Source organism: Telluribacter sp., from assembly GCF_035998675.1.
Classification (GTDB): Bacteria; Bacteroidota; Bacteroidia; order Cytophagales; family Spirosomataceae; genus Telluribacter.
In genome coordinates this window covers 72,329-94,580 of sequence record NZ_DASYHI010000020.1, presented here as the reverse complement: position 1 = coordinate 94,580, position 22,252 = coordinate 72,329, and the positions used below count along the sequence as shown (strand labels likewise).

Here is a 22,252-nt window from a genome sequence, read left to right as displayed (position 1 = left end):
TATAGAGATAGGGATTAATTTAGGTCAATGGGAAATTGGGAGCCTGCATGACCCGAAAAGCCTGGTTGACATGGCGCTGGGTATGGGCCGTTAAAAACAGGAGTACATCCCCTACCCGGAACTTCAGCCAGCTAACAAAGGGTGAAATAACCTTCTCCTGTTCCAAATCCAGTTTGGCCGTCTGGGGCACGAGTTCCAGAAACAGGTTTTCCAATTCATTAAAGCGTTCAAACACCGCGTTGGGGTCAGGATTGGACCGCGGTCGGGCAGAAAGCGGCGCTGGTATTTTCATTTTGGAAGCAGGATCCAAAACCTTCAGCATTAACTTGCCATTGGCACTCATGCTGAAGCGTTTATCGCCGGGGTTAACTTCAACTCTCCGGGCGTCGTCGGTCTTTTTTTGAATTTGACGAATGTAGTAGGTATTGGAAAGGTTAAGATGCGCCAGGCATTCCACAATACTCCACTGATCAGCCGCGGGTTTCCAACTTTTCTGGACTTCCGTCAGCCGTTCCAGTTCATCGTTAACCCTGGCCAGGATATTAACATGAGCCCGGGTCACTTCCTCTATTAAATCTGAAACGGCATAGTCGGTCTTCATACCACAAAAAGTTGCTTTATATCTTGTACATGCAATCCTTCAAAGCCCTTAATTACTACGTCGGCCTCCGTCAATACAACCGGGTCGCCCACCCCAACGGCCTTCATGCCGCCGGCTTTGGCAGCCTGCACACCGGCCATAGCATCTTCAAAAACAACGCAGGATGCCGGAAGAACGTCTAAATCGGCCGCTCCGGTAAGGAAAATTTCCGGGTCAGGCTTGCCCCTGGTAACGCGATTGCCGTCCACAATCGTTTCAAAATAGGTCAACATGGCAATACGGTCAAGAATCAGTACAGCATTTCTGGAAGCTGACCCCAGACCAACCCTGATTTGATTGGTCTTTAACTCTTCCACAAATTCCCGTACTCCCGGCAGTACATCATCGGGCGACATCTGCTGGCAGAGTTCCAGGTACCAACTATTTTTTTCAGCGGCCAGACTTAGTTTTGTTGCTTCATCAAGTTTTACACCACCAATTGCCAGAATCTTTTCCAGGCTTTCCATCCGACTGATTCCCTTCAACAGCTCGTTTTCTTCCACCGTCAGGTCAAACCCAAGTTGGTTGGCCATTCGCCGCCAGGCCAGGTAATGGTACTTGGCGGTATCCACAATTACTCCATCCAGATCAAAAAGGCAAGCTTGTAAAAAAGACATACTTTATAGGTATTGGTATTTGGTAAAAATAATAAAAGGGTGACAAAACCACTCTTTTGGTTAAGAAAGATAGTAAAACTTACGGAATCAGTTCCAAAACATAGGCCGTTCGGGCGGCGAGTTTCATCGTTTCGACCACCGGAATTGTTTCGTCAGTGACTACATTTTTAGCTTTGGTTGCACTTTTTATACGCTCCGAGAACCGGGCGGTAGAGAGACTAACCTCCTTTTCATTGGAGTTCATAACCACCATGACCGTTTTGGTATCGTCGTAGCGAAAATAAACGTACACACCGTCCTGAGGCAGGTACTGCATTAGTTTTCCCGAATGGAGCGCGGGGGTATTTTTGCGATAGGTAGCGAGTTTCTTTACAAAGTTGAAGGCTTCGTTTTCGGCGTTGGTACGCCCCGAGGTCAGAAATTTATTTTCCTTATCACCCGGAAAGCCCCCCGGAAAATCCTTACGTACCTCCGCGTCGGACGGATTCTTGAAGTTTTTCATCAGGATTTCGGTACCGTAGTAGATTTGGGGAATACCGCGGGAAGTCAATAACCAACTCATTCCCATCCGGTATTTCTGCATATCTTCCCCTACAACCGATAGGAAACGGTCCATGTCGTGGTTGTCAAGAAAGATTACGTTTTTAGAGGGGTCTTCGTAAACATAGTCCTGCCCAAGTACCTGGTATAGTCGCTGTACGCCTTCGTTCCAGCCAATATTCTGATTAAGGGCGTCATTGATAGCAAACTGTAGCTGAAAGTCGGTGCAGCCCGGCAGATTGCTTTTGAAAGGTACCTGTAAGTTGTTCCGCTGAAAGTACGCCTGGTTTACTACGCTATTCACCCAGTTTTCGCCGAATATATGCAGCCGTGGGTACTCCTCCAGCAAGGCCGCGTTGCAGCGGTTCATAAACTCGAGGTCATTGTACATATAGGTATCTACCCGCCAGGCATCAATGCCAAACTTCTCAACCGTCCAGATCGCGTGCTGCAACAGGTAGTTGGCTACAAAGGGATTGTTTTGGTTGAGGTCGGGCAGGAAAGGCACAAACCACCCGTCGGAGGTTACCTTCCGGTCAATGGCCGAGGCGTAGGGGTCCACCAGGGGTTGGTCTTTGTAGGAGGTATTGGTATAGGTGGGCCACTGGTGCAGCCAATCCTTCATGGGGAGGTCCTTGATAAACCAGTGGTTTATTCCCACGTGGTTGTACACGGCATCCTGCACTATTTTTATCCCGCTGGCGTGGGCTACTTCCACCAGCTTCTTGTAGGCCGTGTTGCCGCCCAGGCGTTTATCTACCTGATAATGGTCTGTAAAACCATAGCCGTGGTAGGCACTGCGTTGCACGCCTCCCTCGTTGGTCAGGGGCTGGTTGTTTTCTATGATAGGGTTTAACCATAAGGCAGTTACCCCCATTTCCTTAAAGTAATCCATGTGGTTAATAACCCCCTGAAGGTCACCCCCGTGACGCAGAAACGGATCGTTCCGGTCGGCCTTGGTGTCGGCCATGTCGGCAAAGCGGTCATTGGAAGGGTCTCCGTTGGCGAAGCGGTCCGGCAGGAGCAGATATATCAGGTCCGACTGGTCTACCCCCTGGGCTTTTAATTCATTGGTCCGGGCCTTGAGCTCGTAGGGGAAGCTGGTACTTACCCGTTGCTGGGTAGTGCGTCGCCCGCGGCGTACGGCTACTTCTTTGGTAAGTACCAGGTTAAAAGTACCGGGTCTGGCATCCGGCCCCACGGTCAGGTCAACAAACAGGTAGTTGGGGTTTTCAACCGTATGTACCTGTTCCAGTCGTACGCCCGGATGGCTAATTTCAACGTTGCTACCTCCCAGGTCTTTGCCGTGCAAAATGAGCTGAAGCCGGGGTTCCTTCATCCCTACCCACCAATTGGTAGGCTCGACCCGCTGGACCTGAATCTTCTGGGCGAAAATTGGGCAGGAAAATAAAAAAATAGATAAAAAAAGGTAAATAGAAGGTCTAATGCGAGGCAGGTTATGCATATACGTTTAGTTTATACCAATTTAGATTGCCAAATTAAAGCAAATACCCTATTTTATCATAAATAAATCCTCTATACATTTGAATTCTTAACCTATTCTAAAAATGTTAAAAAAGCTTTCGATATTGGCGCTTTCGTTACTGTTTCTCCTAATTTGGGCCTGCAGTACCAGTAGTAATGATAACCAGTCGAATCAAAGTATGACTTCCCGAGTACAAGAACACGATAAATTAGTAATTTACCAGATTTTTACGAGGCTGTTTGGTAACCAGAATACAACGAATAAATTCTACGGAACACGTGATGAAAACGGAGTAGGTAAATTTAACGACATCACTGATACGGCTCTAAAGGAGCTGAAATCATTTGGTATTACCCATGTTTGGTATACCGGCGTTATTGAACACGCTACCATGACCGATTATTCAGAATTTGGCATCCGGCAGGACCATCCGCTGGTTGTCAAGGGAATAGCGGGCTCACCTTACGCCGTTAAAGACTATTACGACGTTAATCCGGACCTGGCGGTCAAAGTAAAGGACCGAATAGAAGAGTTTGAAGCCCTGGTGGAACGTACCCATAGTAACGGTCTTAAAGTACTGATTGACTTTATACCAAACCACGTAGCCCGCCAGTACTTTTCGGATGCCCGCCCCGCCGGAGTTAAGGACTTTGGCGAGGAGGATGCCACCAACGTGGTTTTTTCCCCAACAAATAACTTTTACTACATTCCCGGCCAGGACTTTAAAGTACCCGATGGAGTAAACCCACCCGTAGCCTTCACAGCGCCCTACCAGGAAAGTCCGGCCCGGGCAACCGGAAATGATGTATTTCAGGCTCAGCCCGGTATAAACGACTGGTTTGAAACAATTAAACTTAACTACGGGCTGGACTACCAGAACGGCAGGTCCCAACACTTTGACCCGATCCCAACTACCTGGCTGAAAATGCGGGATATCCTTACCTACTGGACCCAAAAAGGGGTAGATGGTTTCCGCTGTGATATGGCCGAAATGGTACCCGTAGAGTTCTGGGCCTGGGTCATCCCGGAAATCCGGAAGGTCAATCCTGACATTATTTTTATTGCTGAAATATACAATCCGGCGGAGTACCACAACTACATAAAACGGGGACAATTTTCGTACCTCTACGATAAAGTAGGTCTATACGACGCGCTGCGCAGGTTAATGGAAGGCAAGGGGACCGTAGAGGATATTACTGCGGTATGGCAAAAAGAGTCCGGAGATATATCCCAACACATGCTCAGATTTCTTGAAAACCACGATGAACAACGGATTGCCTCCAGGTACTTTGCGGGTGACCCGTTAGCGGCCGTTCCGGCTATGACCCTCAGTGCCACCCTCCATACCGGACCGTTGATGATATACTTCGGACAGGAGGTTGGGGTGAATCCAACCCAGGCCGAAGGTTTCCAGGGCGAGGATGGCCGTACTACTATTTTTGATTACTGGGGAGTACCCGAGTTTCAGCAATGGGTGAACGGAGGTAAATTTGACGGAGGTAAGTTAAGCCCCAAACAAAAAAGTCTGCGAGAGTTTTACCGGCAGCTCAACCATTTTGTTTTACAGAATAGTGCCATTTATAAAGGTGGTTTCTACGACCTCCAGTTTATGAACGTCGACGAAAAAAACCCTGACTACGACAAGGCAATGGTCTACAGTTACCTCCGCTACACTACCGGCCAACAACTGCTTTGCGTTTACAACTTCGACAAAAGCAAAACGGTCAACACTACTGTCCGCCTGCCGGAACCTGTCGTAACCGACACCTTAGGGCTGGACCTTACGGCCGACTACGCGCTTAAACAGGTGTTCCCGGCCGGAGAAAATCGCCTTGAGGTTTCCGGTAAAACTATGACAACCGAAGGCGTACCTGTCAGCCTCTCCCCCATGTCGGTCCGCATCTTTGAGATTTCAAAAAAATAACCCTCTATCCCTATGGCCGTTTCAAGTACTTCCGCCGTCAAAGTTTCCCTGCGGCAAAAGCCCCGCCTCAGTTTTCTGGAAATCTGGAACATGAGTTTTGGTTTCCTGGGAATCCAGTTTGGCTTTGCCCTGCAAAATGCCAACGTAAGCCGCATATTTGAAACTTTAGGGGCCAGCGTGGACGACATTCCCATTCTTTGGGTCGCCGCTCCGCTAACCGGACTGATAATTCAGCCGATAATAGGGTACTTCAGTGACCGCACCTGGACCCGCCTGGGCCGTCGTCGTCCTTACTTCCTGGCTGGTGCCATACTGGCGTCGCTGGCCCTGTTTATAATGCCTAATTCCCCTACCCTCTGGTTTGCGGCAGGTATGCTCTGGATCATGGATGCATCCATAAATGTTACCATGGAACCGTTCCGGGCTTTTGTGGGGGATAACCTTCCCTCCGGGCAACGTACTACGGGCTTTGCCACGCAAAGTTTCTTTATTGGTATCGGGGCCATTGTGGCGTCTTCCCTGCCTTACATTTTCACCAACTGGTTTGGGGTACCTAATCAGGCGGGGGCGGGTGTAATTCCCAATTCAGTGAAGTGGTCGTTTTACCTGGGTGGAGCGGTATTCCTGCTGGCGGTACTCTGGACCGTCCTAAACTCGAAAGAGTATAGTCCCGAAGAGCTAAGTTCTTTTGAGGATAATGCCAAAGTACCGGCCGCCAGCCAGGCTACAAGCGTAGCAGTGGGTGAAGTACACGGGCTAAACGGACAAAAGCAAATCAGAAAGGGCAGTATTGTTTCCCTGGTAGGATTGGCGTTGACGGTCTGGTTTTCTACCCAGGGGCTTAATAAAGAGCTTTATGTTTTTTCGGTAGGTACTGCCATTGTGGGACTCCTTTTCATTGCGTCGGGGTACCTTCAGAAGATAAGCCGCTACGAGAATGGCTTTGTTACCATTATGAATGACTTTGAGAACATGCCCGTTACCATGAAGCAACTGGCCGTCGTGCAGTTTTTTTCCTGGTTTGCGCTGTTCGCCATGTGGATTTACACTACCCCGGCCGTAACCAGCTGGGTGTATGGCACCACCGATCCTACTAGCAAACTGTACAACGACGGAGCCGACTGGGTGGGACTATGTATGGGTATTTACAACGGGGTAGCGGCACTGGTCGCTTTTGCCATACCAGTACTGGCCCGAAAAACCAGCCGTAGGGTTACTCACCTTATTTGCCTGGTAGCTGGTGGACTGGGATTATTATCTATCTACTTCCTCACTAACCCTAACTACCTCATGGTATCCATGATTGGGGTAGGTATTGCCTGGGCTTCTATTCTTTCGGTACCTTACGCCATGCTGGCCGGCTCGCTTCCCGCCGACAAAATGGGCTACTACATGGGTGTTTTTAATTTCTTTATTGTTATTCCCCAAATCGTAGCGGCGGCACTACTGGGCTTTCTGGTAAAGGTACTTTTTGACGGAGAACCCATTTATGCCCTGATGCTGGGAGGAGTTTCCATGATTTTGGCGGGTCTGCTTTGCCTGCGCGTCAATGACCGTGATGATATTAAAATAAGCGACATTGGAGTAGGTTAACCAGTCAAGGTACCAGCCGGAAACGGAAACAATTTCAGACTTGAGCCAGTAGTAGCTTTGTAAGCACTACTGGCTCATTTGTTTTATAGTGAAAATGGTAGAAACAATAAAGTACTATGGGAAAATGTACCCGGAACAGTGGAAGAGTTAAAGCCCGGAAGCAGGGCCTTGTCTCAAATTTCGTGGCAAACCTTTTTTCAGAATAAAAAGATTGATAGCCATTAAGTTACCTATAAATCAGGTAGTAAATATTCGGATTGAAAAGAATAAAACAGAAGTACCTGAACCTAGTAATTTATTAAGACAATATTCGGCAAAGTTTGCATTTTTTTGGTTTTACCGGCTTTTATAAGCTACCTTAGTAGATAGTACACCAAATAAAATTCCGCCTTAGGTCCCCTCCTTTACTGCATTTAAGGTTCCTGGAATCCTATTTTTATAGGGTACAGGTAAATTATCGGGACGTAACACAGCGTATGAAACATATAGATTCAGCACAAAAAGGAAGGCTCATTTTAGTTGCCTACCGTTTACCCTTTAAGATAGTAAAAGAGGAAGATCAACTTCACCTCTTCCAGAATTCGGGTGGCCTGGTTTCGGCGGTATTATCACTGGCCCAGGGGCAAGAGAACACCAACTTCACTTTTAAGGATAAAATTCAGTGGGTAGGCTATACCGACAATTCACCCGAAGAACTGGAGGGGCAAAATCTTGAAAACGAAAATTTCAAGGCGCATCCGGTATTTATTTCGGAGGAGCTAAACGACCACTATTACGAAGGATTTTGCAATGACCTTCTTTGGCCGCTTTGCCACTATTTCCCTTCCCTGGCCCGGTTTGAAGACCGCTACTGGGAAAGTTATCAGGAAGCCAATATGCTATTTTTCGAAAAACTGAGTACTATCATTCAGCCCGAAGATACCATCTGGATTCATGATTATCAGCTCATGCTGTTACCCGATTTGGTCCGGCAACGCTTTCCGGATAACAAAATCGGATTTTTCTTCCACATCCCTTTCCCCACTTTCGAATTGTTTCGACTACTGCCCCGCCGCTGGCGGGAGAGTCTGGTGGAGGGGCTATTGGGAGCAGACGTGGTAGGTTTCCACACCAACGATTACGTAGAATACTTCCTGAAGGTGGTCAGGCTGGTCCTGGGCTTCAGAAATAAATTACACTATGTAAACCTGGGCAACCGCATTGTAAAAGTTGACTCTTTCCCCATCAGCATTGATTATAAAAAATTCAATGATGCTTTTGATGACCCCCAGGTAGCGGCCGTCCGGGCCGACGCCCGGCAGTCTTTGAAAGAAAAAATCATTTTCTCGGTCGACCGCCTCGACTACTCAAAAGGTTTGTTGCATCGATTGCATGGTTTTGAACGTTTTCTGGAAGTTTATCCCGACTGGCACGCCAAGGTAACCTTTGTCATGGTTGTAGTACCCTCGCGGGATACCATTGAACAATACCAGCAGATGAAGTCAGATATTGACCAGACCGTTGGCCGGATTAATGCTACGTACGGCGATATAACCTGGCAACCCATTATATACCAGTACCGGTCTATGCCCTTCGAAGAACTGGCAGGAATGTACTCGGTAAGTGATGTGGCCCTTATTACACCCGTTCGGGATGGCATGAATCTGGTATGTAAAGAGTACGTAGCCAGTCGAAAGGACCTGCGGGGTGTCCTGATCCTGAGTGAAATGGCCGGTGCCGCCGCGGAGTTGGGGGAGGCCTTTATTATTAACCCTACCGATAACCGCGAAATTGCCAACGCCATAAAACTGTCCCTGGAACTCCCGCCCGAAGACCAGGCCAAACGGATACAGGCCATGCAGATCCGGCTTAGAGATTACGATGTTTTTACCTGGACCAATGACTTCTTTACCCAAATGACTATGATTGAACAAGAACAACAAAGACTCCGGCAGCGTTACCTCACACAGGAAGACCGGAAACAAATCCAGAGCGACTACCACCAGGCTTCTAAACGCATTTTTTTCTTCGATTACGATGGTACCCTGGTTTCCATTGTACGGGATCCGGCGGAAGCGGTGATTGGAGAGGAAATGAAAAAACTGGTCGGAGAACTGGCACAGAAAGATACCGTGGTTATAATCAGTGGACGTGACCGGGAGTTTCTGGAAAATGTCCTGGGCGACCTGCCAGTAGACATTGTTGCCGAACACGGTGCCCTGGTCAAAACCAGAGAAACCGGAACCTGGCAGCTCAATGAAAACTACGAGGACGGCTGGAAAGAAAGCATCCGTTCTATCCTTGACCTGTACGTTAAACGTTGTCCGGGCGCTTTTGTCGAAGAAAAGGAAACTTCCCTGGCCTGGCATTTCCGAACTGCTGATGATCAGCTTTACGCACAACGCAGGGCGCAGGAACTGGCCTGGCAGTTAAAAAGCTTTATTCAGCCCGAAATGCACCTTCAGATCATCGAGGGGAACATGGTGATTGAAGTAAAAAAGACGGCCTTTAACAAGGGAACTGCCGCCCGGTCGTTTCTGGAAAAAGGTGAGTATGGATTTGTAATGGCCATGGGAGACGACACGACCGATGAGGATATGTTTGAGGCTTTACCCAAAAATACCTATACCATTAAAGTAGGTGATGCCTTGTCGGTGGCCCGAAACCACGTCAGAAATCAGAATGAGGTGGTAGATTTGCTGAAAATTTTCCGGGATAGTCAGGCAGAAAACTAAGCAGATTCGTTAGTAACCTGTCATGTTCCCAGTTTTTAAATTACCAAGTTTACAAATGCTATGTATCGCCCGGTTTTATTGCTGATAGTGATGCTGGTAGGCATAGGCTATACCACTGCGCAGGATGATGATATGCAGAAGATGTTCCGGAAGCGGATGGAGCAGCCCGGAGGCGGTACCATGCCCGTACTGGTCCAAAGTATGGCCCGTACTTTTCTGGGAACTCCCTACCTAGCCCAGACGCTGGAAGGCAATCCCAAAGAAATGCTCGTTTGCCGATTTGACGGACTGGACTGTACCACCCTGGTAGAAAACGCCGTGGCCCTGGCCGTAGCCAAACAAAAGAACCTTGATTACGGTGGTTTCCAGCAGGAGCTGACCCAACTCAGGTACCGCAACGGCGTCATTGACGGCTATACTTCCCGCCTCCATTATTTTGTGGATTGGCTCCACGAAAACCAGAAGCGCGGGCTCCTGACTGACATAACGGCAAAGCTAGGAGGAGTACCTTTTTCCAAGGATATTCACTTTATGTCCAGCCACCCAAACCTGTACCCCAGCCTGGAGGCCGAGGCCCAGTGGGAAAAGGTAAAGGAAATTGAAAAGGAGATTAACAGCCGCACCTATACCTATATCCCCAAGTACTCAATCCGGCAGGTCGAGCCCTTGTTGCAGGATGGCGATATTATCGGAATTACTTCTACTGTCGACGGTCTGGATTGCAACCACCAGGGAATAATTACCAAAATGGGCAACCGGGCCTACTTGTTACACGCTTCTACAACTGCCCAAAAGGTGGTACTGAGTCCGCAGCCTCTGGCAGAGTACGTGGCCTCCATCAAGAAGCACTCAGGCATAATTGTAGCTCGCATGTCTGAATAAATTCCTGGTAATTCTTAGGCAGGTACCTTTTTTGTTTATTAGGGTTTGAAAAATAAGCATTCAAAAAAAGCGCCTTTTCAAATCGAAAGGCGCTTTTTGACTAATCACATAACTCAACTAACTTTTTATTATTCTTACGGGCAGCATTCTAAGACTTAGTCAGGAATCTATATTTACCAAAACTTTCAACTCGCCCCAGGTACCTACCCTTAAAGGTTTAAGGCTGGTTTTGTCCGGTCAGGAAACTAAACTGAATCCCGAGCTTTTGGGAAATTTCAAATTCGAAGTAGTAGGCATCCAGGTAAAAAAGGCTTAGTGACGTCAGTATTAGGCTAGGGTCGTCCGGTAACGTATAACTTGCTATATAAATATTTTCGGTCTGATCATTGGCAAGCGCACAAAACATGGTCAACTTGTCATCTTTTTTTATACCATAATAGCTGAGAATTTTGGTAGCCGGATCATTCAGGTACTCCCGGGCCCGCTCATAAAAAAGCTCATAAGGGAGCTCAGGTATGTAAGCCATGCCTATTTTATTAAATTTATTTATTTTCAAAAATTCCATTTGAATACGGAGGGGATTGTTAATGTGGATAAGAACAGGCTTCTTTCGGAAAAGCCGGTCGAAATCAAAATCTGGTTAAATGCTACCAATCCTGAAATACCTGATTTGAATCAAAAAGTATGTTTTTCAGGAGATAGGAGCCTCCGTCTTTGCTACAGACGAAGAAGGAAGAACGGCAAGGTAAGGAGAAACGCCTTACCGGTAGCCACAACCAGGTACCTGTACTTCCCAACTTGAAGTACCTTAGGCTCGTTGAAACTATATCAAAATTGAATGTCGAAAGTAGTACCTGTCAGGTGGTTAATTTACAGATACAAATTACCGGCGGTGCCGTTAAAACCAGATTAAGATCAAGTTAAAATCCAATTAAATTAATGGGAAGCTGATGACAAAGGTACTACCAACGCCCGGCTCCGACGTAAGATCAATCTGGCCGTGGTGAAGGTCAATGATTCTTTTTACCAGGGCCAGCCCGATTCCATATCCCTGGGGGCTCTGGGTAGAATTGATGCGGTAAAAAGTGTCGAATAGTTGGGGCAAATGCTCTTTTCCGATCCCTATACCCTGGTCTTTGAAGTGTACTTTAACCATTTTAGGCTGTACCTCCAGGAGCACCTCCACCCGTTTATTTTCAGAGTACTTGCAGGCATTTTCCATCAGGTTGGCAAAGGCCATTTCCAGCAGGGTCTGGTCCCCCCTTAGCAGGAGTTCTTCTTCGGTTTCCGGAAAATGTTCAAATTTAATTTCGACGCTATAGTTTTGATCTTTCTGCATTACGTGGCTTTGGGCAAGCCATAGTATTTCATCAATCCGGATTTTTTTGAACGAGGCCGAAACTCCCGTATCGGCGCGCGCCAGTTCGAGCAGACCATTCACTACCCCGTTCAAACTTTTAACTTCATTGAGTATGCGTTTGAGAGATTCACGGTATACTTCATTGGAGCGTTCATTCAAGAGGGTAACCTCTACCTCCCCCATTATGACCGCCAGGGGAGTGCGTAATTCATGCGAAGCATTGGAAACAAAGCTTTTCTGGGCGGAAAAGGCCTGCTCAAGCCGGTTAAGCATCAGGTTAAAAGTAGCGGCCAGTTTGGTGAGTTCGTCTTTTTCCGACCCAACCTGCAGCCGCTCGTGCAGGTTACCCGCCGAAATGTTATTGACTTCCCCGATAATCACGGAAACGGGTCTAAGAGCATCTTTGGCAAAAATCCAGCCGGCCCAGCTAATAAGAAAAAGACTGATAAGCCAGCCAATGGCCAGAATATCCCATAATGTATCGTGTTCGTTCAGTTCATTGAGGTCGGTGGCATAGGCAACTACCCAGGGCTCTTGCTGGGGACCCAGGAAAAAACGAATAAGAAAAATCTCCTTGGCTCCTTGGCGGTACTTTACCTCCTGCCCTTGTCTCGCCTGCGCCAGTCGCACCGGCGGTACCATAAACGGTTCCTTGCCGCTGTTATAGACAACTTTATTGGCGTTATTGTAAACGGTGACGTATTCGGTAAGCAGAAGATTATCAATTTCCTGTTCCTGCCGGGCTTTTTCCGGATTTGAACCATTATTTATTTTTGCAATACTGGGAACGATGGTGGTAGCCCTTTCTTTGAGGTAAGCAAAAAACTGCTGCTCCCGGTACTGGTCATAATAGTAGTAACTCCCCAGGCGGGAAATCAACATGATGGAGGCTACCAGGAGCGTAAACCGTAGCGTCAGGCGGGCCTTGATATTCATTCTTCCTTAAATATATATCCCATGCCCACTACGGTGTGAATCAGCTTTTTGGGAAAATCTTTGTCTACTTTTTTTCTAAGGAAATTTATGTAAACATCAATGACATTGGTACCGGTATCAAAATGTATGTCCCATACCTTTTCGGCAATATCCACCCGCGACACGACCCGGTTCCGGTTCCGCATGAGGTACTCCAGGAGGGCAAATTCTTTGGAAGTCAGGTCAATCTGTTTTCCTCCCCGGCGGGCTATCCTTTCGTCCAGATTAAGTTCAAGGTCAGCCACTTTCAGCGTCTGTACCTTTTCTTCAATTCTCCCCCCCCGGCGGGCAAGTACCTTCAGACGGGCAATAAACTCCCTGAATTCAAAAGGTTTTACCAGATAGTCATCAGCCCCCGAATCAAAGCCCTGCAGTTTATCCTCCACGGTACCCAGGGCGGTTAGCATCAGGATGGGGGTAGTTATTCCTTCCTGCCGGAGTTGCTGGGCTAAATCAAATCCGTTAATAACCGGCAAATTCACGTCCAGTACTATAATGTCGTAGGTATTGGAGGTAGCCAGACTTTTGCCTACACGACCGTCATAAGCGTTTTCTACTTCCCAGGATTGCTCCTCAAGCCCCCTTTTAATAAAGCTGGCCAGTTTGGGTTCATCTTCAACGATAAGTACTTTCATGTCTGCTTGATTGAAAGGAATGCAAAGAAGAAAAAGGATAGAATTTACCCCTGTCAATAGACAAAAACCAGGTTGAAACCAGGTCTGATTGGTTTTTTGTAACTCTTATTAGATATAACCAATCATTTACCTATTGGTTACTACTTCTTAACAAAACGCCTCTAGGAATTAGTGGGTGAAGGACAGAAAGACAAAAAAGTAAGGACACAAAAAAGCCACCCGAGATTTCGAGTGGCTTTCCGACATATATCCACACCATTAAAAGAACAGCCTAGGACGGCTGAACTTATCTTGAATGCAAAGTAGAAGAATTTTTTTTAACAAAAATAATACAATGGGTTAATTTTTGATTAAAAATCATCATAATCTTCATTAAACTGACTTTCACTCCGAAAATCGTCAAAATCATCGTCATCCGGAACACTGAGCGTCAGGGCTTTCTTGAGCAATGAAATCTGACCGGCATGGTACAGGTCGTGCTGAATCAGGCCGTGGATCATGGTATAGTAGGTATAGTCACGGCCCGGCACTATTTCTTCCAGGTACGAATCGTCTTTCTTCTTTTCAATTTCACTTACCAGTTCTTCCTGCGAAAGGCTCAGCTCCATCTGCAAGGTTTCCCATTCTAACTCATCTACGATGGGGAAAGTCTTCCAATTTTTTTCTTTGGTTGTAATATCAAAAGCCGCGTCTCCCTGTAACTTCCTGACCGCAAAAATGCGCCAGGTAGTCATGTGGAAAATAATTTCAGCGATCGAATGCGTGTTGGAGGTGAGTTTGGACTCGGCCATCCGGGGCGACACCCCCCTGAGTACTTCCACTACGGAAGGTCCGTGCCAGGCTTGTTCGCTCTCGTAAGTATCGTTTATCAGGTCTATGATACGCAAAGTCTCTTCCCTGGTTTCCATAGTATTAATATTCTCTCCATGAATTTCCGGCAAATATAGGCATATACCTCCCTATTTTAAAATAAACCCCTGGGCTGCCCCCTATTGTTTTCTGCACCGGCGTTGCAAAAGGTTTTTAAAATAGTGGTACTTTTCTTGCCGAAAATTCTTAACCTAAACAAAGCTGTATGAAAAGATTTATTCCTGGTACCTTCTTGTACTATTTATTTATCCTGGCCTTGCTGACGTTGGACACCCGTCCTGTCGCGGCGCAGACCAGCAAGTCCCGGAAAGCCGCCCCACCGGCCGCCGGTTCAAAAAGTGAGAAGTATGATAACGCCCTCCTGAAAGGACTGCGCTGGCGGAGTATTGGACCCTACCGGGGCGGCCGATCCCTGGCTGTAAGTGGAGTTGTGGGCCAGCCCTATATCTACTATTTTGGTGCCGTGGGTGGGGGAATCTGGAAAACAATTGACGGCGGCAACAATTGGTTTTCCACCTCCGATAGTACCTTTAGGGCCAGCTCCATCGGGGCCCTGGCCGTGGCTCCGTCTGACCCCAATGTTGTGTACGCCGGTACGGGAGAAACTGACATCCGGGGTAATATTTCGGTGGGTGACGGCATGTACAAATCGAGCGATGCGGGAAAAACCTGGAAACACATCGGCCTTAAAGCGGCCAACGCCATTGGCACAATTCAGGTGCATCCCAAAAATCCGGACATTGTGTATGCAGCCGCAATGGGTAACATTTTTGGCCCCAATAAGGAGCGGGGCGTGTACCGTTCCCTCGACGGAGGTACTACCTGGAAACAAATCCTGGCTAAAAACGACAGTACCGGTGCCGTTGATTTAAAAATTGACCCTTCCAATTCGCAGGTTATTTATGCTTCCATGTGGCAGGCTTACCGTAACCACCATTCCATGAGTAGTGGCGGGCCGGGAAGTGGCCTGTACAAATCTACGGATGGAGGTGAAACCTGGAAACAGCTTTCCACTAACCCCGGCATGCCCAAAGGGCTACTGGGCAAAATCGGAATTACGGTATCTCCCGTCAACTCCAACCGGCTGTACGCCATGGTTGAAAACAAGGAAAATGGCGGATTGTACCGGTCGGATGACGCCGGCGCTACCTGGCAACTGATCAATGGCGGCGCTTTTCTGAAACAACGCCCCTGGTACTACATGATGCTGGCGGCGGATCCAAAAAATGAAAATGGACTAATCGTATTGAATGTTGACGCCTGGAAATCATTTGACGGAGGAAAAACCTTCGAAGAAATAAAAGTACTGCACTCCGATACGCACGACATCTGGTTTAATCCGGACAATTCAGACAACTTTATTATCGGCGACGATGGCGGGGCCGAGGTCACTTTTAACGGGGGAAAAACGTTTACCCAGGAAGATGTACCCACCGCCCAGTTTTACCACGTACACCTCGACAATGAGTTTCCCTACAATATTTACGGAGCCCAGCAGGACAATAGTACCGTCCGCATTGCCAGCCGGACCGATGGCTACTCAATCACGGATAAGGATTGGTTTCCGGTGGCCGGCGGGGAGTCAGGATACGTGGTTCAGGACCCCAGCAACGCCGATATCAGCGTGGGAGGTAGTTATGACGGTTTTTTAAGTACCTACAACCATCGTACCAAGGAGAGGAGATTGATCAATGTGTACCCGGAATTCTTCATGGGCCACGGTTCCGACAGCCGGACGTACCGCTTCCAGTGGACCTATCCTATCATGTTCTCCCCCCATGACCCCCAAACCCTTTTTGTAACGTCCCAGTACGTGCACAAGTCGGTGGACCACGGGCAAAGCTGGACCATAATCAGCCCTGATTTATCCCGCCATGACCCGGCCACTATGGGGTCCAGTGGGGGGCCTATCAGTAAGGATAACACCGGGGTGGAAACCTACGCGACCGTATTTGCCTTTGAAGAATCGCCCCACGAGAAAGGGGTGTACTATGCGGGTTCTGATGATGGGCTGGTCCATATAAGTAAAGACGGAGGCCAGAACTGGAACAATATTACGCCACCTGCCTCCCTACTACCGGAATTTGCCCTAATAAGTACCCTGGAAGTGTCGCCCGCGGACCCGGCTACGGTTTACCTGGCTGCTACCCGCTATAAGCTCAATGACCTGAAACCCTACCTCCTGAAATCTACCGATTACGGAAAAACCTGGGCACTGATTACCAAAGGTATCCCCTCGGACCAGTTTACACGGGTCGTGCGCGAAGACCCCAACCGCAAAGGCTTGTTGTATGCCGGCACCGAACAGGGAATCTGGCTATCGTTTGACGGAGGGGATAGTTGGCAATCCTTACAACTAAATTTACCCGTTACTCCCATTCATGACCTGAAAATTCAGAAAAGGGAAAAAGATTTGGTGGTAGCTACCCACGGCCGTTCCTTCTGGGTACTTGATGATTTGACTCCGCTGTACCAGCTCAACGCCGAAGTGGCACGGGCTGACTCTTACTTTTTTCAGCCTAACCATACCTACCGCACGAGTGGCGGTAGCCAGTTGGTAGAGGTACCTTCGGAAGGAGAAAACCGGGCAAACGGCGTAGTACTTCGATATTACTTAAAAGAAGCACCCAGTGAGGAATTAAAAATGCACTTTTTGACTGCCCGGGGTGATTCCATCCTGACGTATTCCAGCAAAAAAAATAAGAAAGGCGAACCCTTTAAACCTTCCGGCAACTTCTATACCGACGAACAAATGACGCGGCCGGGTTCCCTGTCGGCGCAGGCAGGTACAAATACCTTTGTCTGGGACATGCGATATCCGGATGCCGTACAGGTCGAGGGAACCAACATTATGTGGTCGGGCTCGGCGGTGGGACCCAAAGCAGTACCAGGTACCTACCAGGCCCACCTGTACGCCGGTACCCGGCTACTGGGAAAGCAGGAATTTCAAATCCTGAAAGATCCCCGCCTTACCACCAGTGACGCTGACTTCCAGGAACAAATAGCCCTGATTCAAAAAATAAATCAAAAACTCTCCGAAACGCATAAAGCCATTAATCAGCTACGAAGTATCCGGAAGCAGGTTAATGAGTACCTCGGTACGGTGAAAGATTCGACCCACTCCCGGCGACTAAAAGAAATGGCCAAGCCTATGCTGGAGGAGTTTGAGACAATAGAAAACGCGCTGATGCAGCCTAAGTCAAAAGCCTTGCAGGACGCCCTGAACTTCCCGATACAACTCAATGACAAGCTGGCGGGCGTAAAAACCGTGGTGATGGCCTCGGACCATAAACCAACCACATCTTCTTACGCGGCATTTGAGGATATTTCAAAACGCATTGATGCCCACCTCGGCAAACTGAAGCAGTTGGTGGAGCGGGAGGTGGCGGCCTTCAACCAGGCCGCCCGCCAGGGTGAGGTCAAGGCCATTATGGTTAATTGAAAAGGTAGGGCAGGTTGGTACTTTATCCGGTGCCGACCTACCGGTAGCATTAGGAGAGTTTTGACGAGGTAATAGGAAAGAAAATTGCAGCCTTGACTAAGCTATTGTATATTTACCCCGTCAATACGAAAAATAAAAATATGAAAGATACGAATATACGTTTGGTTACGCTGGCGGTGATAGTGCTGGCGGCGGCCCTAAGCCGACTGCTCCCCCACCCCTTTAATTTTACTCCGATTGGTGCCATGGCGCTCTTTGGCGGTGCTTACTTTGGCCGGAAGTACCTGGCTTTTCTGGTACCGCTTTCGGCGATGCTTATCAGCGATTTGTTGTTAGGTTTTCACGGTTCCATGTGGGCCGTTTACGGCTCATTTATTCTTATAGTACTTATTGGAATGGGGCTGTTGCGTAAAATCACAGTAGGTCGGGTACTAGCCGCTTCTACCCTTTCGTCCATTTTGTTTTTCCTCATTACAAACTTTGCCGTTTGGTACCATGCCGGGAGCATGTACCCCCAAACCCCCGCCGGTTTGCTCGCCTGCTACGTGGCAGGTTTACAGTTTTATCAGCAGGAGTTGTTTGGCAATCTGTTCCTTAATACCGTTATGGGTGACCTGTTTTTTACCACTCTCCTCATTGGTGGTTTTGAGTGGCTGAAAAGCAAAGCGCCGGTACTGGAAACGGCCAAGGTCTGATAAAAAACAAAGCAAATTTCAAAGAGGAGTAAAACCAAAACGGTTTTACTCCTCTTTTTTGTTGACCATCAATTCATGGTAGCTAATTTTCGGGAAAGGCTCCGGTGCTTTTCTACATCATCGCCGGGGATACAGACGTAACGAAAGCACAACCAGACTTTTGCTGGCAACGGAAGACTGGACAGTAGCGTCCACTTGATACAAAGAAAGAAACAGAAGAAAAAAATAGCTGGCAGCAGATTGCCCTCCGAGTTTAGTGCGGAACAAAAATGGCTTTGGAACTGGTCTTTTTCCGGTGGGAAAATCCTCCCTTTTGTAATTGAAGATTGTATTCAAAAAATTCAATGGCCCGCTGAATTTTTTTACTCTGAATGGCGGTAAAATAAGGCCTCTTCCCCTTCGTATGTACCAGGCGCGCATCCAGCTTATAGATAGTACCTTCCGGAAATAACAAGATGGACCGGCGATCGCACTTCACCCTCAACTCACGCGGAACGTGCTGGCCCTCAATTGTTTTTAAAACCGGGAGCCGGGTCCGGGGGTCAAGGTGCATTTTGGCAAATACATCCAGAAAAATACGTTTATCTAATTCCGGTAACTGTTCAACCAATGAAAGTTGCATGGAAAGGAGGGTTATCCACGCAAAATTTAATGAATATTCTTAAAAAACAAGCAATAAAAAGGTTAAAAATACATTTTTTGGGCCATCCGGAAGGTAGCACAATGGGCTTCCACTATGCTGGCAATACGGGGGGAGTAGCCCCCACCCATGGAAACTACCAAGGGTACTTTATTTTTGAGACAGGTTTCAAACACAAATTCATCGCGTTGGCGGCACCCCTCCGGACTAACTTTGAGATGGCCGAGCTTATCCGTTTCCAGTATATCAACGCCCGCAATAAAAAAAGCAAAGTCCGGCCGGTGCATTGTAAACAGAGCCGGTAGTGTTTCCCTGAGCAACCGGAGGTACTCCGGGTCGCGGGTACCGGTTAGCAGCGGCAGGTCCAGGTCCGAGGTTTCCTTGTGCAGCGGGTAGTTGTCTTTCCCGTGCATAGAAAACGTAAATACCCGCGGCTCCGACCGGAAAATAGCCGCAGTACCGTTACCCTGGTGGACGTCCAGGTCAATGACTATAATTCGATGGGCCATCTTTTGCTCCAGTAAATAATTCGCGGCAATGGCGACGTCATTCAAAAGGCAGAACCCCTCCCCTTTGTCAGCAAAGGCATGGTGCGTACCACCGGCCACATTCATAGCCACGCCATACTGCCGGGCGTAGTGACAGCAATCCATAGTACCCTGCGCTATGACTACTTCCCGCCGCACCAGTGGCTCCGAAAGCGGAAACCCAATCCGTCAAATCATTTTGGGGTCGAGCTGAAGACTCTTTAAACTATTCCAGTAACCCGAATCGTGAACGGCTGTTATCCATTTTTCATCCGGCTCCTGCGGACAGAAAAAGTTTTCCGGGGTACAGGTACCTTCGTAAAGCAGCTGCTCCGGAATGAGTTCGTACTTGAGCATCGGGAAACGGTGGCCTTCGGGCAGAGGGTGACAATACAGAGGGCAATAAGCAATTTTGAGCATACCAGGAGAATAATACCGCCAGTGGCACAACCTTTTTGGCTTTGAAGTTATCTTATACACACTAGTAGGTACTTAACGGATTAGGAAGTGCAATGTTAACTAATGAACACCAAGGTCAGGTAGTACTTATTACCGGGGGAGCCCAGGGGATTGGCCGGGTCGTAACCGAACGCCTGCATCACGAGGGCTACCGGGTGTCGGTGTTAGAACAGGACCGGGAAGCGGTGGCCGAATGGGAAAAGGGTATTCTGCCCGAAGGCATTCACCTCTATACCGGAAACGTTGGTAGCGAAAAAGAAGTAAAGGCCTGGATTGCCAAAACGGTTTCTGAGGTAGGTACCCCCTACCACCTAATCAACAACGCAGCTATTTCGGCCAATAAACCCATTCAAAAATTAAAGCTAAGCGAGTGGAAGGCGGTACTTGACACCAACCTGACCGGTACTTTCCTTTGTTCCAAGTATGCTTCTCCCTTTCTTCAGCGCCATTCCGGAAGTATTATTAATCTTTGCTCGACCCGGGCCTTTATGTCCGAGGCGGACACAGAAGCTTATTCAGCCACCAAGGGCGGTATTTTTGCGCTTACCCACGCCCTGGCCATCAGTCTGGGACCAGATGTAAAAGTAAACGCCATCAGCCCCGGCTGGATTGATGTGTCGGCTGTCCGGAAAAGTACCGAAGCCAATCAGATTCGCCTAACCGAAGAAGACCATAAGCAGCATCCGGTCGGCCGCGTGGGACGACCGGAAGACATTGCCAATCTGATCGTTTTCCTGCTGGATGCCCGCAATAGTTTCATTACCGGACAGAACTTTATCATTGACGGGGGAATGACCCGTAAAATGATTTACGCCTGAAATTCGTTAAATTAGTAAGACAACTTTATAAAAACATAGTCATGACCTATAAAACTTCAATTTTTGCTTTGGTGCTCGGCTTTCTTCTGATGGGTTGCGCCAATGATCCCCTGAGTGATTTGTCAGTAGAAGATTCTCAGGTATTTATTACCAACCGGGATAAGTCCGTTAGTTTTAATCAATACCAAACCTTCAGTATAGTTGACTCGGTAATTGTAATGGGTAACCGGGGAACGGGCACCTCCCTGAGTGATGTCGATATTCAGGTACTAAACCGAGTCATCGCGAATATGCAACAGCTAGGGTATCGTTATGTCAATCCAAGGGAGAAACCTGATTTAGGTATTAACGTAGCCCAGATAAGGAACAGCTATCTTAATGTAGTATCTCAACCAATGTCACCCTACCTGGGTAGTTATTGGGGCGGAGGCTTTTACGGAGGCGGTTTGGGAGGCTACGGATATCCCAACTATTATAGCTACTACCAGGTCAATGAAAACTACTGGTACCTAGAGATGGTAGACTTCAAGAATCCGGATACGGCCAATAAACAACTTAATGTAGTATGGAATGCTGAAATCCGGGGAGCCGGTCTGTTCGACAAGCAGTATGTAAGTGAGGTTGTTGATAAAGTATTTCAGCAGTCAAACTACCTGCGACTCAATTGATTTAACCTTATTAAGATTTTAAAAATGAAAAGATATAGTTTAATTCTCGTGCTGTTCTTGCTGACGGTAGTCGAGGTACATGCACAACAAGGGCCTAATTTATATAGTTTGCCTTCGCCCTACGAAAGATATACTCACTACCTGGCTACAGCCCGGGTTTCGGCCGGGGTGCCAATTGGAGCTTTTGCCGAAGGCTACATTGATAAGGTTTCTGCCCAAAACTACTCCCTGTCATTGGAGTGGGTACTTCGTAATAACCTATCGATTGGGGGCGAGGTTGGTCAGAATTATTTTCAGCAACGACTCCCCCGACAAACCTACCAAATGGGCGATCAGGAGATTTCTGCGGTGCAAACCCGTACGCTGACCCAGTACCCGTTTTTAGGATTTGTGAACTACCACTTTGCTCGTTCAGGTGCTATGTTTCGTCCTTACGTCCAGGTAAGTGCAGGTGCCAGTCTGGTAGATTACACCCTTTACTGGGGAAATCTGTCGGACCAGCAGCAAAAGTTTGCCTTTTCCTACGGCCTGGGAGCAGGTTCGAAAATACTCTTTAAAAGAGATGGTTCCTTCGGAGCCGACTTGCGGGTCAAATACAACCATACCCCTCTCAACTACGACTACGTAACCAATGGGGTATCGGCCATTAATGCTTCGGTTGGATTGTTCTACCGTTGGTGGTAGTACTTAGATTTTGTATTTTCGACCTATTAATTAATAAATCAGACCCGACAAAACGGTTTCTATCATTTTGGCAGGTACTATAA

At 47.8% G+C, this 22,252-nt stretch carries 17 protein-coding genes and 1 pseudogene; 9 read left to right on the top strand and 9 right to left on the bottom strand.

What is annotated here, in order from left to right; all coding sequences use genetic code 11:
- Nucleotides 1–19: 19 nt before the first annotated feature.
- The 3 genes from VGN67_RS14520 to VGN67_RS14510 all read right to left on the bottom strand — a co-directional run bounded on the left by VGN67_RS14520 (nt 20) and on the right by VGN67_RS14510 (nt 3,262).
- A complete protein-coding gene (locus tag VGN67_RS14520; RefSeq protein WP_327487577.1) occupies nt 20–601 on the bottom strand; it encodes a DinB family protein in 582 nt (193 codons plus the stop codon).
- Nucleotides 598–1,257: a beta-phosphoglucomutase gene (gene pgmB / locus VGN67_RS14515; protein ID WP_327487576.1), complete on the bottom strand. Its 660-nt coding sequence runs from the start codon at nt 1,255–1,257 to the stop codon at nt 598–600. Before pgmB ends, VGN67_RS14520 begins: the two co-directional genes overlap by 4 nt.
- 79 nt (nt 1,258–1,336) lie before the next feature.
- A complete protein-coding gene (locus VGN67_RS14510; protein WP_327487575.1) occupies nt 1,337–3,262 on the bottom strand; it encodes a glycoside hydrolase family 13 protein in 1,926 nt (641 codons plus the stop codon).
- Nucleotides 3,263–3,461: 199 nt separating this feature from the next.
- Between VGN67_RS14510 and VGN67_RS14505 the strand changes: the two genes are divergently transcribed.
- The 4 genes from VGN67_RS14505 to VGN67_RS14490 all read left to right on the top strand — a co-directional run bounded on the left by VGN67_RS14505 (nt 3,462) and on the right by VGN67_RS14490 (nt 10,396).
- Nucleotides 3,462–5,207: an alpha-amylase family protein gene (locus tag VGN67_RS14505; RefSeq protein ID WP_327487574.1), complete on the top strand. Its 1,746-nt coding sequence runs from the start codon at nt 3,462–3,464 to the stop codon at nt 5,205–5,207.
- A gap of 12 nt (nt 5,208–5,219) precedes the next feature.
- Nucleotides 5,220–6,800 (top strand): MFS transporter, encoded by a 1,581-nt coding sequence (locus VGN67_RS14500; protein ID WP_327487573.1) that lies wholly within the window; start codon nt 5,220–5,222, stop codon nt 6,798–6,800.
- Between the two features lie 476 nt (nt 6,801–7,276).
- Nucleotides 7,277–9,514, top strand: coding sequence for a bifunctional alpha,alpha-trehalose-phosphate synthase (UDP-forming)/trehalose-phosphatase (locus VGN67_RS14495; RefSeq protein WP_327487572.1), 2,238 nt, complete (start codon nt 7,277–7,279; stop codon nt 9,512–9,514).
- Nucleotides 9,515–9,574: 60 nt separating this feature from the next.
- The gene (locus VGN67_RS14490; RefSeq protein ID WP_327487571.1) at nt 9,575–10,396 is read left to right on the top strand and encodes an N-acetylmuramoyl-L-alanine amidase-like domain-containing protein; all 822 of its coding nucleotides are present in this window, start codon (nt 9,575–9,577) and stop codon (nt 10,394–10,396) included.
- Between the two features lie 217 nt (nt 10,397–10,613).
- Here VGN67_RS14490 and VGN67_RS14485 read toward each other — a convergent pair whose 3' ends face one another.
- From VGN67_RS14485 to VGN67_RS14470, 4 genes are all read right to left on the bottom strand, one after another.
- Nucleotides 10,614–10,922: a hypothetical protein gene (locus VGN67_RS14485; protein WP_327487570.1), complete on the bottom strand. Its 309-nt coding sequence runs from the start codon at nt 10,920–10,922 to the stop codon at nt 10,614–10,616.
- Nucleotides 10,923–11,327: 405 nt separating this feature from the next.
- Complete coding sequence (locus tag VGN67_RS14480) at nt 11,328–12,692, bottom strand: sensor histidine kinase (protein WP_327487569.1); 1,365 nt, start codon at nt 12,690–12,692, stop codon at nt 11,328–11,330.
- The gene (locus tag VGN67_RS14475; protein WP_327487568.1) at nt 12,689–13,366 is read right to left on the bottom strand and encodes a response regulator transcription factor; all 678 of its coding nucleotides are present in this window, start codon (nt 13,364–13,366) and stop codon (nt 12,689–12,691) included. The genes VGN67_RS14480 and VGN67_RS14475 overlap by 4 nt, the downstream gene beginning before the upstream one ends.
- A 350-nt stretch (nt 13,367–13,716) precedes the next feature.
- A complete protein-coding gene (locus VGN67_RS14470; protein ID WP_327487567.1) occupies nt 13,717–14,274 on the bottom strand; it encodes a DinB family protein in 558 nt (185 codons plus the stop codon).
- A gap of 167 nt (nt 14,275–14,441) precedes the next feature.
- On the opposite strand from VGN67_RS14470, the gene VGN67_RS14465 reads away from it, so the two are divergent.
- Together VGN67_RS14465 and VGN67_RS14460 are read left to right on the top strand one after the other, a co-directional pair.
- Entirely contained in the window at nt 14,442–17,678 is a 3,237-nt protein-coding gene (locus VGN67_RS14465) for a VPS10 domain-containing protein (protein ID WP_327487566.1), read from the top strand.
- Between the two features lie 140 nt (nt 17,679–17,818).
- Nucleotides 17,819–18,373, top strand: coding sequence for a DUF6580 family putative transport protein (locus tag VGN67_RS14460; protein WP_327487565.1), 555 nt, complete (start codon nt 17,819–17,821; stop codon nt 18,371–18,373).
- Between the two features lie 253 nt (nt 18,374–18,626).
- Here VGN67_RS14460 and VGN67_RS14455 read toward each other — a convergent pair whose 3' ends face one another.
- Both VGN67_RS14455 and VGN67_RS14450 read right to left on the bottom strand, forming a co-directional pair.
- Nucleotides 18,627–18,995: a hypothetical protein gene (locus tag VGN67_RS14455; RefSeq protein WP_327487564.1), complete on the bottom strand. Its 369-nt coding sequence runs from the start codon at nt 18,993–18,995 to the stop codon at nt 18,627–18,629.
- Between the two features lie 62 nt (nt 18,996–19,057).
- Nucleotides 19,058–19,960 (bottom strand): annotated as a pseudogene (locus VGN67_RS14450) (histone deacetylase).
- Nucleotides 19,961–20,052: 92 nt separating this feature from the next.
- Between VGN67_RS14450 and VGN67_RS14445 the strand changes: the two are divergent.
- From VGN67_RS14445 to VGN67_RS14435, 3 genes are read left to right on the top strand one after another with little or no spacing between them, the layout of a single operon-like run.
- The gene (locus VGN67_RS14445; protein WP_327487563.1) at nt 20,053–20,817 is read left to right on the top strand and encodes an SDR family oxidoreductase; all 765 of its coding nucleotides are present in this window, start codon (nt 20,053–20,055) and stop codon (nt 20,815–20,817) included.
- 41 nt (nt 20,818–20,858) lie between these two features.
- A complete protein-coding gene (locus VGN67_RS14440; RefSeq protein ID WP_327487562.1) occupies nt 20,859–21,485 on the top strand; it encodes a DUF4136 domain-containing protein in 627 nt (208 codons plus the stop codon).
- 24 nt (nt 21,486–21,509) lie between these two features.
- Nucleotides 21,510–22,169, top strand: coding sequence for a hypothetical protein (locus tag VGN67_RS14435; protein WP_327487561.1), 660 nt, complete (start codon nt 21,510–21,512; stop codon nt 22,167–22,169).
- Nucleotides 22,170–22,252 lie beyond the last annotated feature (83 nt).

Bases quoted from the DNA above. Each gene is read 5' to 3' on its own strand.
- VGN67_RS14510 (WP_327487575.1), bottom strand. From the start codon at position 3,262: ATGCATAACCTGCCTCGCATTAGACCTTCTATTTACCTTTTTTTATCT.
- VGN67_RS14435 (WP_327487561.1), top strand. From the start codon at position 21,510: ATGAAAAGATATAGTTTAATTCTCGTGCTGTTCTTGCTGACGGTAGTC.
- VGN67_RS14490 (WP_327487571.1), top strand. From the start codon at position 9,575: ATGTATCGCCCGGTTTTATTGCTGATAGTGATGCTGGTAGGCATAGGC.
- VGN67_RS14455 (WP_327487564.1), bottom strand. From the start codon at position 18,995: ATGCAACTTTCATTGGTTGAACAGTTACCGGAATTAGATAAACGTATT.
- pgmB (WP_327487576.1), bottom strand. From the start codon at position 1,257: ATGTCTTTTTTACAAGCTTGCCTTTTTGATCTGGATGGAGTAATTGTG.
- VGN67_RS14465 (WP_327487566.1), top strand. From the start codon at position 14,442: ATGAAAAGATTTATTCCTGGTACCTTCTTGTACTATTTATTTATCCTG.
- VGN67_RS14475 (WP_327487568.1), bottom strand. From the start codon at position 13,366: ATGAAAGTACTTATCGTTGAAGATGAACCCAAACTGGCCAGCTTTATT.
- VGN67_RS14470 (WP_327487567.1), bottom strand. From the start codon at position 14,274: ATGGAAACCAGGGAAGAGACTTTGCGTATCATAGACCTGATAAACGAT.
- VGN67_RS14460 (WP_327487565.1), top strand. From the start codon at position 17,819: ATGAAAGATACGAATATACGTTTGGTTACGCTGGCGGTGATAGTGCTG.
- VGN67_RS14485 (WP_327487570.1), bottom strand. From the start codon at position 10,922: ATGGCTTACATACCTGAGCTCCCTTATGAGCTTTTTTATGAGCGGGCC.
- VGN67_RS14500 (WP_327487573.1), top strand. From the start codon at position 5,220: ATGGCCGTTTCAAGTACTTCCGCCGTCAAAGTTTCCCTGCGGCAAAAG.
- VGN67_RS14440 (WP_327487562.1), top strand. From the start codon at position 20,859: ATGACCTATAAAACTTCAATTTTTGCTTTGGTGCTCGGCTTTCTTCTG.
- VGN67_RS14520 (WP_327487577.1), bottom strand. From the start codon at position 601: ATGAAGACCGACTATGCCGTTTCAGATTTAATAGAGGAAGTGACCCGG.
- VGN67_RS14495 (WP_327487572.1), top strand. From the start codon at position 7,277: ATGAAACATATAGATTCAGCACAAAAAGGAAGGCTCATTTTAGTTGCC.
- VGN67_RS14505 (WP_327487574.1), top strand. From the start codon at position 3,462: ATGACTTCCCGAGTACAAGAACACGATAAATTAGTAATTTACCAGATT.
- VGN67_RS14445 (WP_327487563.1), top strand. From the start codon at position 20,053: ATGTTAACTAATGAACACCAAGGTCAGGTAGTACTTATTACCGGGGGA.
- VGN67_RS14480 (WP_327487569.1), bottom strand. From the start codon at position 12,692: ATGAATATCAAGGCCCGCCTGACGCTACGGTTTACGCTCCTGGTAGCC.